This window comes from Tenacibaculum sp. AWR4_210, from assembly GCF_056160945.1.
This window is the reverse complement of sequence record NZ_JBSWYF010000007.1, coordinates 157668-171451: the sequence shown is the minus strand read 5'-3', so window position 1 is coordinate 171451 and position 13784 is coordinate 157668. Positions and strand designations below refer to the sequence as shown.

Genomic DNA, 13784 nt, shown 5'->3' with positions numbered 1-13784 from the left:
GCAAATGTATAAAAATGCAGCAATAAAAAACAGAATTAACAATCTTTTATGATGTTTGAATACTGTAACTTTGAAGCAAAATTTTTTCGTTATGATGAATCGTTTTTTATATGCAACCTTGTTGTTGTTTGCAGGGTTGATTTTAGGGTGTACGCCTGAAAAGAAGCCCGTATTAACCGCTTTGGAAGGACAGGTGTTCGGTACTACTTACCACATCAAATACGCCGATAGTGAGTCGCATCAAGTAGCTATTGATAGCCTGTTCGAGGCCATTAATAATTCGTTGTCAACCTATTTACCAACTTCTGATATATCACGTGTGAACCGCGGGGACAGTACCGTGGTAGTCGATGCCTATTTCGAGGAGGTATTTGCGAAGGCCAAGAGTATTTACGAGGAAACCGATGGATATTTTGATCCGACTATTGGACGCCTAATAGATGCCTATGGTTTTGGTTCTGGTAAAGAACGCAAGAGTTTAAGCCCTGAGGAAATTAAGAGTTTAATGACTGGGGTTGGATTTGACAAGGTTCGATTAGCTAATAAAAGAGTGTATCGCGATAATGATAATATCGAGTTTAATGTCAATGCGTTTGCCAAAGGCTATGGTTTGGATATCATCGGACGATTTTTTGAAGGCAAGGGTATTCACGATTATTTGGTGGAAATTGGAGGAGAAATTCGCGCTCGTGGGACAAAGTTGGGAACCCCCTGGAAAGTGGCTATTGAGCAACCCAATGAAGACGGTACGCGATCCGTTCAAAAAATTATCCCTCTGGTGAACGAGTCTATGGCAACTTCTGGTAATTATCGAAAGTTTAAGGTCAATGAAAAGGGAGAGAAAATCGTTCATACCATCAATCCAAAAACTGGATTGGCTCAGGAGAGTAATTTGTTGAGTGTCTCTGTTCGCGCTCCAGGTGACTGTGCCGATGTGGATGCCTATGCAACAGCCTTTTTGGCCATGGGTATGGAGCGAACTAAGGAGTTTTTAAAGAAGCGTCCCGATTTAAAAGTGGTGTTGTTGTACAACGATGCCGATAATAATTTACAGGAGTTTACAAACTAGGTTTGGTACACACCGGTAAAATTTCTCCGCGCATTAAAGCATATCGCTCCACTAATTCTGGGGCGATTTTTTTTGTGTAGTCTATTTCAGTTACTTCAAAGCCTATACTGCGCAATTTGTCAAAATAATCCCTTCCGTATACGCGAACGTGGTCGTACTGACCAAAAATTTTTGCGCGCTCTACAGGGTCTGTAATGCTGTCATCTTCAAAGGTATGCGCTCTATCCATTTCTTGCGGAACTTGGAAAATTCCCATTCCTCCTGGTTTGAGCACGCGATAGAGTTCGTGCATGGCCTTGGTGTCATCAGGGATGTGTTCGAGAACGTGGTTGCAAAAGACGAGGTCAAATTCGCCGTCTTTGAAGGGCAAGTCACAAATGTCTGCTTTGACGTCTGCGATTGGAGATTCTAAATCTGTGGTTGTGTATTTCCAGTGTGCTTGTTTTCTGAAAATATCTAAAAAACACTGCTCAGGTGCTACGTGTAATACCTTTAAATGTTTGGTGTTTTCAAAAATATGCGTGTCGTTTTTGAGGTAGAGCCAAAGCAGGCGATGACGCTCTAACGACAGGGTAGAAGGAGAAAGCGCATTAGGGCGCTGGGTTCCGTATCCGTACGGAAGAAACTTTTTAAAGGATCTTCCGTCAATAGGATCGGTATAAGTTGTTCCCTTTAGCCACCAAGCAATCACTGGGCGTACCCAATAGCTCGCTTTGATGAGTATCGGTCTGGGAATCGTATTTAATACGGCTTTAAAAACAGACACGATTTACAGTACTAAAGGTTGTTGTCTGAACTCGTCTTCTTCGTTGCTCTCAATACCTAAAGCTTCGTAAATGTATTGGAAGGTAGACAGTAATTCTGGCTTTCCGTCAACGATGGCAATATTGTGTTCAAAATGAGCACTTGGCTTATTGTCGAGAGTAGTAATGGTCCAACCATCACGGTGTTGTTTGATGCGGTGCGTTCCGAGGTTGGTCATGGGTTCTATAGCAACTACCATTCCTTCCACGAATTTTTTACCTCGTCCTCTACGACCGTAATTAGGCATTTCAGGATCTTCGTGCATTTTTCTTCCCAATCCGTGTCCTACCAATTCACGAACGACGCCGTAGCCGTGTTTTTCGGTAAAGTTTTGAATGGCAAAACCTACATCTCCAACGCGATTTCCAGCTTTGAATTCACGGATTCCCACGTACAAACTCTCTTTGGTCACATCGAGAAGTTTTTGGGTTTCCGGTGCAATTTCACCTACGGGAAACGTATAGGCATGATCTCCGTAGAAGTCATTTTTTAGGGCTCCACAGTCAATAGAAATAATGTCTCCCTCAACAAGTGGTGTTTTGTTAGGAATACCGTGTACTACCTGCGAATTAGGACTCATACAAAGTGAGTTCGGAAAGTCGTAAAGACCCAAGAACCCAGGGATAGCTCCTTGTTCGCGAATAAATTCTTCAGCAAGTTTATCAAGTTGTAACGTAGTAACTCCTGGCTTTACTTCTTTGGCAAGCATTCCTAAAGTTCTCGATACTACTAAGGCGCTTTCGCGCATAATTTCAATTTCTTCTCTCGTTTTTGGTTTGATCATGCTAAAAATATTGAGGCGCAAATTTACGTTTATTTTTGATATGGATGCTTATAGGGAGCTCCAGAAATTATTTTTAAAATATCGGCTTCTATCGTCGAACCATCAACAGGGTGTTCTACAAAACGCCCGAGTTCTTTTCCGTCTTTGTAGAAAATAAAGGTCGGTACGCGTTCTAGGTCATATCCTTTTTCTAAGCCATTGGCTTTCTTCGATTTGTTTACAGTAACGAGTTCAAGGTTTTTATAGTCAAAGTTCGCCGCGTCTAACAATTTGTAAAAGTTAGGGATTTCTCGTTTGCTATCATCGCACCAGGTTCCCATAAAACCTTTGATACGGATGCCCTTTAGTTTTGATTCTAAAGCTTTGGCAGTTGCTGCATCAATGTCGTAGTACGAGTAAAAGTCGTTAAACCATTCACTGCCGTAAGGTTCTTGTTGGAAGTCTTTTTTGGTAGCGATTCCGACGAGGTTTCCTTTTTCGTTTTTAGCGGCTGGGAACTTTTGTACACTTCCACAGCTTAAGAGTAAAAGAACTCCGAGGAGATAAAAGGTGTTTTTCATGAGTTTGCTTATATTAGTGAATGTTGCGTCATTTCTTTGGGTTGTGCTACTCCCATTAATTTGAGTACGGTAGGAGCGATATCACCGAGAATTCCATTGTCGATGCTTTTTAATTCTTTGTCGATTAAAATCATCGGTACCGGATTCGTAGTATGTGCCGTGTGTGGACTACCATCTGGGTTAATCATCGTTTCACAATTTCCGTGATCGGCGATTAAAATAGTAGTGTAGTCGTTGTCAAGGGCAGCGGTAACCACGTCGTTCACGCAGTGATCCACAGCTTCACAAGCTTTCACCGCAGCTTCAAAAACTCCTGTATGTCCAACCATGTCTCCATTCGCGAAGTTTAAGCACACAAAGTCTACTTCTTTATTGTGTAACTCAGGAACGATGGCATCTCTTATTTCGTAGGCGCTCATTTCCGGTTTTAAATCGTACGTAGCCACTTTTGGTGACGGACATAATAGTCGTTTTTCTCCGTTGAATTCCGATTCTCTACCTCCTGAGAAAAAGAAGGTGACATGCGGGTATTTCTCGGTTTCAGCGATGCGTATTTGTTTTTTGTCAGCAGCTTCTAAAACTTCTCCTAAGGTGTTAACAATGTTTTTATTGTCATAGACCACGTGGATTTGCTCAAAACTGTCGTCGTAATTGGTAAGAGTAACGTAGTACAACGGTAATTTTTTCATTTGGAAGTCACTGAAATCCTTCTGGCTCAAAGCCTCAGTGAGTTGTCTACCTCTGTCGGTTCTGAAGTTAAAGAAAATCACGACATCGTCTTCTTTAATAGTTGCTACAGGCTGTTCTTGCTGGTCAACCATGACAATCGGTTTGATAAACTCATCTGTTATCCCGGCTTCGTAGCTTTGGGCGATACTGTCGAGTGCATGGGTACTCTTCGTTCCTTTTCCTGCACACATCGCCTCGTACGCCAATTGAATGCGTTCCCAACGCTTATCTCGGTCCATGGCGTAGTAACGTCCGGTAATACTAGCCAAGGTTCCGGTAGTTGCTTGCATGTGCTTTTGGATGTCTTCAATAAAGAATTTACCCGATTTAGGATCACAGTCGCGTCCGTCGGTAAAAGCGTGTAGGTATACATTGTCCAATCCTTGGTCCGCAGCAGCACTTAATAAAGCTTTTAGGTGATTGATGTGCGAGTGTATTCCTCCGTTGGAAACCAGTCCTGCAAAGTGAATGTTTTTTCCGTTGGTTTTGGCGTATTCGAAAGCAGCGAGCAATGCTTGCTCCTGGGCTAAGCTTCCGTCTTCGACAGCTTTGTTGATTTTTGCGAGATTTTGATAAACAATTCGTCCTGCCCCTAAGTTCATATGTCCTACTTCGGAGTTCCCCATTTGGCCTTCCGGTAGGCCTACGTGCTCTCCATCCGTTCGGAGTTCAGCATGCGGGAATTTATCGTATAAACTGTTGATAAAAGGAGTTTTTGCATTGTAGATAGCAGATACCTTTGGGTCTTGGGTAATTCCCCAACCATCGAGTATCATGAGTATTACTTTTTTGTTCATCGCTTTCAAATTATAGGGTAAAAGTACAAAAGATTTTCTTGGATTAAGAGAATAAAAAAACTGGAAAGCAATAACTTTCCAGTTTTTAGAAATACTCAGTTTTCTGAGACTAATGAGAACCTAGTTTTTATTTTGAGATCACAATTTTTTTTGTGAACGTTTGCCCGTTTTGAGTACCTGTAAGCAGGTAGATTCCGTTAGGGAGCTCTGCGACAGAAATACTAGTTTTTCCTGCTGTAGGTTGCACTGTCTTAGTTTTTACAACGCGATTTTGTAGAGTGCTAATGCGCAATACAATTGCTGAGTTTACCGTACTTTTTAGCGTTAAGAACTCAGTTGTTGGGTTTGGGTACACTTGCAGATCGATACCTGTAGCATCGGTATCTTCTCGCAGTTGAATGCTGTAATCTTCGACCTCTCCAAAATAGCTGTCTTCGCCACAGGCACTTGCTGCTTCGTTACTTCCGTAGGCATAGCGAATGCGCATGCGTAGTTTTTTGTCACTAACCGCTGTTGTTGGAGGGGTGATACTCGCTGAATAAGGACCTGCTTGGTAAGCGCGGTATACTTCTTCTTCAAGTTCAAAGTTGCCGTTATTGTTCCAGTCAATCCAGATAGCCACATTATTGTAGCTCCAATGACCATTAGAAAGTTGTACTTGAACGGTAAAGGCACTATTTTTTGAGAAGGTAGCACTCAAGTGACTGTAGTCATTGTAAGGGGTGTGGGTACTCGTATTGTTAACAGCTCCAAAACGAACATTGGAGATGTATGAGTCGTTTCGAGTGGTGCTGGCTTCACAGTAGTTTACAGTACTAGTTTCATTGAGTTTGATGCTGTAGTCTTCCACTTCACCAAAGTAGCTGTCAGTACCACAAGGAGTGATTTTTGATTCACTACCATAGCTGTAACGCACGCGCAGGCGTAAGTTCTGATTCTTTACTGCCGTTGACGGAATGTCAATTTGAGCTTGGTAAGGACCTGCTTTATAGGCGTGGTATATTTTTTCATCGTCAGAAAAGGTTCCGTCGTTGTTCCAATCTACCCAGGCTCCCATTGCATTGTAGCTCCAGTGATCATATGTTGTTTTAATGGCAAAAGCGAAGCTTTCGTCGGCGTTTAGTGCGATGCTCTTGTTGGCATAGCTCGTATAGGCACTTCCTTCACTGGCTTGTACCGCTGTTCCGATAGTCACTTTTGTGATGTAAGAATCGTTACGGGTATTTTGCGCCGTACAGTAGGTGCTAGGGACACTGGTGTCGTTATCCTTGATAGTTCCTGTGGCGCTGCTACTTCCTGATTGGATAGTATAGGTTTCAGTATTTTCAACATCACGGTCGTCAATTGCGGCTACAAAAATGCTGAATTCACTGACACCTGCTGGAATACTAAGAGTGTTTTGTGAAAGTGAAACCCCTTTGTTAAAAGTTGGTGTTTCGAAGTCTTGCCCTTGAAGGGCTGTTTGGTTATTAATCGTAAACGGAACCGTTGTAGTAGTCGTTGTTTTAGCACTTAAACGCACGAGGTGTGTTAACGTGTTTCCTTCCGTTTCAGTTGCATTGGCAATGCTCACTACTGTTGGGGCAGGAGTGGTGATTCCTTTTTTGATGAGCAAGCCGTAGTCTGCTGTGTTTCCACTGTCGTAACTTCCGCAGGCCGTTTCTCCTCCATTGCCATCCACGAAGTGCCCCGTAACTCTCAATCCGATGCGTTTACCTATCGCAGCATTTTCGGGTACGGTTATGGCTTGGGTAAATTGATATTCTTTGGCGCTGTTGTAATCAGACGATTTTACTTCCTTACTAACGATGAGTTCATCACTGCTAAATTGACCGTCAAAATTCCAATCGGCCCATACGCGAACTCTGTTGATATCACTATCACCACCATTTCCTTTTTCCGCTTTTAGCGTAAGGTTGTACGAAGATCCAGTGGTGAGTTCTGTACTGACAGTATGGTAGTAGTTGTAATAATTACTCAGACCAGGTTGGTGGTCGATGGTGTTGAGTTGAACTTTGTTAACGCTGAAATAGGTTCCGTATTTCGGATTGGTGGCACAATACTGTAGCCTCGAGGTTATATAGTCTTTTTTAGTTACGGTTTTGCGTTGTCCGTTTTTGGTGGTTACAATTAATGAAACGTCGTAGCTACCCGCTTCTGGGAAAAGAATTCCTTTGGGGTTTTTTGCTGTCGAGACGGCTGGGGTGGCTCCTTCAAAAGACCATGACCACGATTGAAGTTCGTCGTTGTTAGCGGCATTCGAGAAATCACTAAAGTTTACGGGTTCGGAGAAGTTTACGGTAGTAGGATGACCAAAAAAGTCTACTTCGAAAGGCGTGTTTTTATCGATCACTTGCAGTCCGTAATCTTCTGATTCGCCGCTGTCAACAGTTGAACAGGCAGTGTCTCCTTCGTTTCCTTGCACATAGTGGGCCAAAACTCGGAAGGCCGTAGCTTTTAGTGGCGTGTTTGCAGGGATACTTATAGTTCCGTTATAAGTGTAGTTTCCTTGGGCATCCGTTTGTGAGTTTTTGTAGCTGTGGCTAATCACGAGTTCATTGTCTTCAAAAATAAAGTTGGCATTGGCATCTAGCCAAACCTGAATTCTCAGATTGTCGTTGGCACCACCTGCTCCTTTGTTTGTCGTGATACTAATAGGATAAGATTGCTGTCTTTTAACCTTGTGCTTTACAGCATTTGTGTAGTCAGAAATTCCGTTGTATCCTGTAGGGTTGCTATTGTTGTTAAAGGTTACATCTGTAATATGGGTATAGGTTTTATAGCGTATATTCACATTACAGTATTCGGTATAGGGGTCTTTAAATTCCAATGAAATATTATCGATACGATCTTTGTACAGTTGACTAGTACCTCCCGTGATACTTGAGTTTTTAAAAGCTATAGCGATGGCTTTTGAATCACTTGCCTTGTGAGCAGCGGCAGTACCTGTAAGTTGAAAGGTCGCACTTGTAGTACTGTTTAAAGTGATGCTCGCGTTCAATCCTTGAGGTACATTACTCACTGTAAAATCAGTGCCATTATTCAAGGTTCCAGACCCTTTTGTAAAGGTACAGTCGTGGCAGTTGAGGGTAAGCGTTTGTTCAATGACTCCGTCATTTAGGTAACGTTCAGTAAGGCTACTCGAAGAAGCTGTAATTCTCGGTCCTAAATCGCCAGTCAATCCTGTCGCTGCTAAATTGCTAGCAGTCCAGAGCGTATTTCTAGTAGGAGAATTTTCTAAAGCATTAATCATCCGTGCTACCTGGCCTTGAGTGAACATTTTGTAGCAATCGGTATAATCCATAAAGTTTTCGTTATTGATTTCCTGATTTAAGCAGTTCTTGATAACGCGACATTGCGTCCCTCCGGAATGTTTTTTATGTGAGGGAGTATCAGCAACACCATCACCAGCATTGGGGTCGTTGGTACATACGCCACCGTTAAAGGTGTGGGGTAGGTCTAAATAATGACCAAACTCATGGGTGAGTACCGAACGGAAGTTTTCGTTGGTGTTACTGCCGAGATAACTACCGTTGTAAACCACACGAGCTAGATTTTGGTCGGACATGGCTTTGTTGGGGTACCAAGCAACACCTGAATTGTAAAAGTCACCATCGCCATAGAGGTCACGTGTGATGTAAACATTACAGTATTTGTAATTGTCCCAAGCTACTCGTTTTACCTCGGCCGAGCTGTAATTTCCCATACCAGAAGCTTCGTTGTGGTATACAATTCCCGTAGTTGGATTCCCATTCGGATCGATTTTTGCCAATTTGAACGAAATGTTCAGAGGCTGTTTGATTTTGTCAAAGGGAGCATCAATGGTGGTGTAGTCCGGATTGAGTCCTTGAAAGTCTTCATTCGTTTTGCGAAGGGCTTCTTCAATGATGGCCTGTGTTACTGTGCTTCCGCCATTGTAAGTTTTACCAAATACGTGAAATACCACTGGAATAGTAAACGATTTTGCAGCAGTATTGCGTTGATGGAGGTGTTTGTGCACCTTTTTTCGCAGTTGCTGGAGTTCTTGCTTAGCTCGTTTATTCATTTTGAATAAATTGTCCATGGCATGGTCCGTACCACAGCCAGTGTCTTGAGCTTGTGTGTAAAAACACGACAGTGTTAAAGAGCTAATTAACAGTAGCTTTTTAACACGTGAGAAGGGTTTTGTGTTTAGCATAATTTTTAAGTTAAAACATTAGTTTCTGGCAAAGTTATTGGGCGACTTAAGTCACTTTTTTGCGAATACAACCCACTAATGGTATAATTTTAACTTAAAAATTGAGTATTTGTCAACTTATTAACATAGTTGTATGGTATTGTTTAGTGAATGGTGTTAATGAGATAACAAATAAGTAGTACAAAGCAGCCACAGGCAACAAAGCCTAACACTAGTTCTCTTTTGTTTTCCTTTTGTAGTTGTTTTCGTATGGTATGTAATTGTTGTGGGCTAGCTTTCTTTTTAAACTTTAAGGGCGCCGAAGAACGCAGTGTTGAAACCGATTTTTTAAAGGTTGGTTTAGGTTTTCTTTGGTTGTTTTTGATAGAGGTAATCATAGCAGATACCGATCCTCCAAAGCTCATAAGCAATTGTTTTAGGTTAGGTGAATAAGAAATAAAATACAAGTAACAGCAGTCCTACAAAAGCAGCTACTTTTAAGAGAAGGTCACGTTGCTGTTCCCTTTGAAGACGCTCTCGAATGCAATCCAATGCCTCAGGTGTGGCAGTTCTCGGTGCCGTAGGAGTATCGTTGCAACCCTCGGAACGGGACGGGTTTGTGTGAGGAATTGTTTTTATCTTCTCTAGGGTGCTCGTACGCGATCGCCGCAAGCTCTGCACTTTTTTGTGCATATCTGTAGCTGGTCCAAATCCGAAACTCATAACTTTTTTCTTCAAAAATAACAAAAATCCCCACTGAATACAATGGGGAATACTATTTACTGGTATTTTTTGATAGCTGCTTTGATTTTTGCAATTCGATTTTCAGGATCCGGATGCGTACTCTGAAATTCAGGTATTCTATTGGGGCCTGCAGCTTGTTTTAGAATTTTCATGACGTTGATTAGGTATTTCGGATTGTATCCTGCATCGAGCATGAGTCGGACTCCTAATTCATCGCTTTCCAATTCGTCACCGCGTCCATTTTTTAAAAGGGTTTGTTGGCCTATGCTATTAGCGAGTTCTCCGAGGTCTGCACCGACAGAGGCTCCCATGCTTAAAAGTTGCCAAAAGTTTGCTTCTGTAATACGTTCATTGGAGTGCTTTCCTAATACATGGCCGATTTCGTGTCCTAATACTCCAGCGACCATGTCGGGGTTGATTTGTCCATTGCTGTCGGTGAGCTTAGAAAAAAGCGCATAGGTAATAAAAATTTGTCCTCCTGGTAAAGCAAAGGCATTGATGGTTCTATCATCGCGTAAGAGGTGAAACTCGAACTGATACCCCGAGTTTTTAGCCACGGTATTGTTGACGAGCTGTTGCCCTATACGGGTAACGTATTGTTGGTATTGGGCATTGGAATGGAAACCGCCGTGTTGTTGTGCCATACTGGGTTTTTGTTGCAGACCGATAGCTATTTCCTGTGCGGGAGTTAAGCTAATGGATTGCGTTTTTCCTGTATAGGGATTTTCCGTTTGTTGACTACATTTACGGAGGTAGGCAAAGGCAACGATGACGACGCCTAGGATTAAGCGAACTTTAAATCCACCTTTTCTCATGGTTGTTGGGTTTTGATTTTTTGTGTACTGCTAAAGGTACGATATATAATTTAACGAGAATGAATTTTTTGTGACCTATAAAAGGTGTAACTTTACCCAATAAATACACTAGGGTATGGGAGTTAACTTTGAATTTAATGAGGTAACCAAGAAGTTGCCAAAGCATTTACACAAGTTTATTGTAAAACAGCCATATGATGAATACACGGCTCAAAACCAGGCAGTGTGGCGTTATGTGATGCGAATGAATGTTGATTATCTGAGTAGAGTGGCGCATCATACCTATGTTAAGGGGCTTGAAAAAACAGGAATTTCTGTAGAGTCAATACCGCATATGGACGGAATGAATAGAATTTTAAAAGATATCGGATGGGCAGCAGTGTCTGTTGATGGATTTATTCCTCCGAATGCTTTTATGGAATTCCAGGCCTATAACGTACTCGTAATTGCATCAGATATGCGTACGATTGATCATATTGCATATACGCCAGCACCAGATATCATTCACGAAGCAGCCGGGCATGCCCCCATCATTGCTAACCCGGAATACGCAGAATATTTAAGACGATTTGGAGAGATAGGCGCAAAAGCGATCTCCTCATCCAAAGACTACGAAATGTACGAAGCCATCCGTTTACTTTCGATTCTGAAAGAAGATCCAAACTCTTCCGAGAAAGCGATAGCAGAAGCGCAAGAAAAAGTAGAGTGGTTGCAAGATAATTTAGGGGAAATGTCGGAAATGGCCAAAATTAGAAACTTGCATTGGTGGACAGTAGAGTACGGTTTAATCGGGAGTTTAGACGACCCTAAAATATACGGAGCTGGTTTGCTGTCGTCGATAGGAGAGAGCAAGTGGTGTATGCAACCCGAAGTAACAAAGTTACCCTATACTTTGGAGGCTTCAGAGGTGAGCTTTGACATAACCAAACCACAACCGCAGTTATTTGTAACACCTGATTTTGCCCACTTAAGCCTGGTTTTAGAACAGTTTGCCAATAAAATGGCACTCCGAACAGGAGGACTTAAGGGAGTTGAGAAATTGATAGATTCGAACAACTTAGGAACCGTTGAATTGAGTACAGGAATACAAATTTCAGGGGTATTTACCAATGTAATTTCCGACGAAAATAACAAGCCGATATACATTCAAACTACCGGTCCTACGGCATTGGCAAACCGCGATAAAGAATTGATTAGCCACGGTGTTACTTATCATGCGGAAGGATATGGTAGCCCTGTAGGGAAATTGAAGGGAATAAATATCCCGATAGAGAATATGAGTCCGAGAGATCTAGAAGCCTACGGTATCTACGAAGGTAAAAAGGTCGATTTGGAGTTCGAAGGAGGAGTAAAAGTTTCTGGAGAAGTCATCACTGGAACTCGTGATTTAAGAGGTCATATACTGTTAGTTTCGTTTAAGAATTGTACAGTGACCCATGGAGATACCTTGTTGTTTCATCCAGACTGGGGAATTTACGACATGGCCGTTGGGGTAGATATCGTTTCTGCTTATGCAGGTCCGGCAGATGTTAATTCGTTCGGTGATGTAGGAAAGGTGTCAGAAACAAAAACACATAAAATAAGCTACTCGGAAAGCGATAGGGCACTCTATGCTTTGTACGATGAGCTGCGAGTAATGCGCAGTTCGGGAACCATTGACGAAGAGCGTTTAAATCAAATTTTTGAGGAAGTCGTTAATAAGTATCAAGAAGATTGGTTACTTCCATTAGAACTTTACGAAGTGGCACAAAGCGAAGGGTTTAGCATAGCAACCCCAATTCGCAATTACTTGGAGGACTTGAAAAGTAACAAAAGCTACAAAACCTTATTGGAAAACGGGTTACATTTGTTGAGTAATGTCCAACAAGTATAATATGGGATTATTTAATTTATTTAGAAAGAACAATATGAGCAACGAAATCAAAGACTATTTAGAAAAAGGTGCTGTAGTACTTGATGTAAGAACTTTAGCGGAGTGGAATGACGGTCATTCTGACGGTGCAAAGCACATCGTGTTAGATACCATTCCTCAAAATGTAGAGGAAATCAAGGCTTGGGAAAAGCCGGTAATTGCAGTATGTAGAAGTGGAGGACGCAGTGGTCAAGCAACTCAGTTTTTAGCAGGACACGGTGTAGATATCATCAACGGTGGTCCTTGGCAAAATGTAGATCAGTATTTATAGTCTGTGAACTGACAAAATATTAAAAGGAACTATCCGCGGATAGTTCTTTTTTTTTGCGCTGTGATTAGAAATTGAGCTAAGTTCGTAGCAAAGTCATTTCTTGTTCATACCTATCTTGGGCCTGTTACATCATCTAACTAAAGGTGCCTTATAAGTTTAATTTTCGTGAGATACTAGTATTTTAGAACTGCATGTGAGGGTATTCTTTTTGCAGTTGTTCTCTTTTACGTGCCAAACTCGCTAGAAATTTCTGATGTTCTTGCCCATTAGGATTAAAAGGTCTATGTGCCATTCCTTTTCTGACGGTAGCAACGCGTTCGCGGACGCTGGCAGTAGTAGCATCGATCCATGCGTTCGCAAATTTTTCCCAGATATAATCAATGGCCAACTCGTTAGGGTGTACCATATCACGTTGATAAAAGCGATAGTCTCGCAGTTCGTCCATTTGAATCTCATAAGAAGGAAAGTAATGACAGTGGGCGAATTCGTCGCAAAGTTGATGTACAGCATGCAGTAAATGAGCTTTACTGCGTTGGTTTTCGACTATACCATCTTTGATATGACGTACCGGAGATACTGTTAGGATGATTTGAATATTCGGATTGTAGGCTTTTACCAAAGCCTGAATGGCTGCTAGCGATTCATAAGTATCGTCACTGGTTAAGAGCTCCTTTAAAAATTTTTTTTGAGGTACTTTATGGCAGTTCGCAACGTGTTTGTCCGAAGCAATATGACGGTAAACCCATGCTGTCCCTAGTGTTATGATAAGGTGGCTGGCGTTGCGTAATTGTTCGTGTCCGTTGTGGATTCCTGTATTTAAATTAGCTAATAAGCTTTCACTATCTGCTGAACTTAACGAGGAGTGCGCATCGAAATTATGCCAGCGCTCAAGGTGATAAAACAAGTCGTCTTCATGGTAAAGTTCTCGATTGATAGCTTTCTGAACCAGTGTTTCTATCGCTTTGGGATGAAAGGCGATGCCCAGTGGATTTTGATGGGTATAAAATTGAAAATACTGCAGTTTGTTACCGATATTTTCCGAAAAACAAGAGCCCAAAAGAAGTATTTTAGAGTGGTAGTTGATACGGTGAAATTTTTGTGGTGGTACTGGTACTTCAGTGATGAGGTTCATAAGGCTAGTGA

12 protein-coding genes are annotated in these 13784 nt (G+C 41.9%); 3 read left to right on the top strand and 9 right to left on the bottom strand.

Translation table 11 applies throughout. The annotated features are described in order from the left end of the window. Positions 1 to 91: 91 nt before the first annotated feature. Positions 92 to 1069, top strand: coding sequence for an FAD:protein FMN transferase (locus ACXAG7_RS14240; protein WP_476667230.1), 978 nt, complete (start codon positions 92 to 94; stop codon positions 1067 to 1069). Here ACXAG7_RS14240 and ACXAG7_RS14235 read toward each other — a convergent pair. The 8 genes from ACXAG7_RS14235 to ACXAG7_RS14200 form a co-directional block, all read right to left on the bottom strand. Next, on the bottom strand, positions 1059 to 1838 hold the full coding sequence (locus tag ACXAG7_RS14235; RefSeq protein WP_476667290.1) for a class I SAM-dependent methyltransferase: 780 nt from the start codon (positions 1836 to 1838) through the stop codon (positions 1059 to 1061). The two genes, ACXAG7_RS14240 and ACXAG7_RS14235, sit on opposite strands and share 11 nt — an antisense overlap. Next, a complete protein-coding gene (gene map / locus ACXAG7_RS14230; protein WP_408042424.1) occupies positions 1839 to 2657 on the bottom strand; it encodes a type I methionyl aminopeptidase in 819 nt (272 codons plus the stop codon). Positions 2658 to 2686: 29 nt separating this feature from the next. Further along, complete coding sequence (locus ACXAG7_RS14225) at positions 2687 to 3217, bottom strand: TlpA family protein disulfide reductase (protein WP_408042425.1); 531 nt, start codon at positions 3215 to 3217, stop codon at positions 2687 to 2689. An 8-nt stretch (positions 3218 to 3225) separates the two neighbouring features. Further along, the gene (gene gpmI, locus ACXAG7_RS14220) at positions 3226 to 4743 is read right to left on the bottom strand and encodes a 2,3-bisphosphoglycerate-independent phosphoglycerate mutase (protein WP_476667229.1); all 1518 of its coding nucleotides are present in this window, start codon (positions 4741 to 4743) and stop codon (positions 3226 to 3228) included. 127 nt (positions 4744 to 4870) lie between these two features. Then, positions 4871 to 8920 (bottom strand): GEVED domain-containing protein, encoded by a 4050-nt coding sequence (locus ACXAG7_RS14215; protein WP_476667228.1) that lies wholly within the window; start codon positions 8918 to 8920, stop codon positions 4871 to 4873. Between the two features lie 143 nt (positions 8921 to 9063). After that, complete coding sequence (locus ACXAG7_RS14210) at positions 9064 to 9324, bottom strand: hypothetical protein (protein WP_476667227.1); 261 nt, start codon at positions 9322 to 9324, stop codon at positions 9064 to 9066. A gap of 16 nt (positions 9325 to 9340) precedes the next feature. Beyond that, a complete protein-coding gene (locus ACXAG7_RS14205; protein ID WP_476667226.1) occupies positions 9341 to 9622 on the bottom strand; it encodes a hypothetical protein in 282 nt (93 codons plus the stop codon). Between the two features lie 56 nt (positions 9623 to 9678). Beyond that, on the bottom strand, positions 9679 to 10458 hold the full coding sequence (locus ACXAG7_RS14200) for a M48 family metalloprotease (protein ID WP_476667225.1): 780 nt from the start codon (positions 10456 to 10458) through the stop codon (positions 9679 to 9681). 115 nt (positions 10459 to 10573) lie between these two features. Here ACXAG7_RS14200 and ACXAG7_RS14195 point away from each other — a divergent pair, with 115 nt between their 5' ends. Together ACXAG7_RS14195 and ACXAG7_RS14190 are read left to right on the top strand one after the other, a co-directional pair. Further along, a complete protein-coding gene (locus tag ACXAG7_RS14195) occupies positions 10574 to 12331 on the top strand; it encodes an aromatic amino acid hydroxylase (RefSeq protein WP_476667224.1) in 1758 nt (585 codons plus the stop codon). A gap of 1 nt (position 12332) precedes the next feature. Further along, positions 12333 to 12641 carry a rhodanese-like domain-containing protein gene (locus ACXAG7_RS14190; RefSeq protein ID WP_408042432.1) on the top strand — a complete coding sequence of 103 codons (309 nt, stop codon included), beginning with the start codon at positions 12333 to 12335 and terminating at the stop codon, positions 12639 to 12641. A gap of 181 nt (positions 12642 to 12822) precedes the next feature. Here the strand turns inward: ACXAG7_RS14190 and ACXAG7_RS14185 are convergent, their stop codons facing one another. Continuing rightward, positions 12823 to 13773, bottom strand: a complete 951-nt coding sequence (locus ACXAG7_RS14185; RefSeq protein WP_476667223.1) for a GSCFA domain-containing protein — start codon at positions 13771 to 13773, stop codon at positions 12823 to 12825. Positions 13774 to 13784 lie beyond the last annotated feature (11 nt).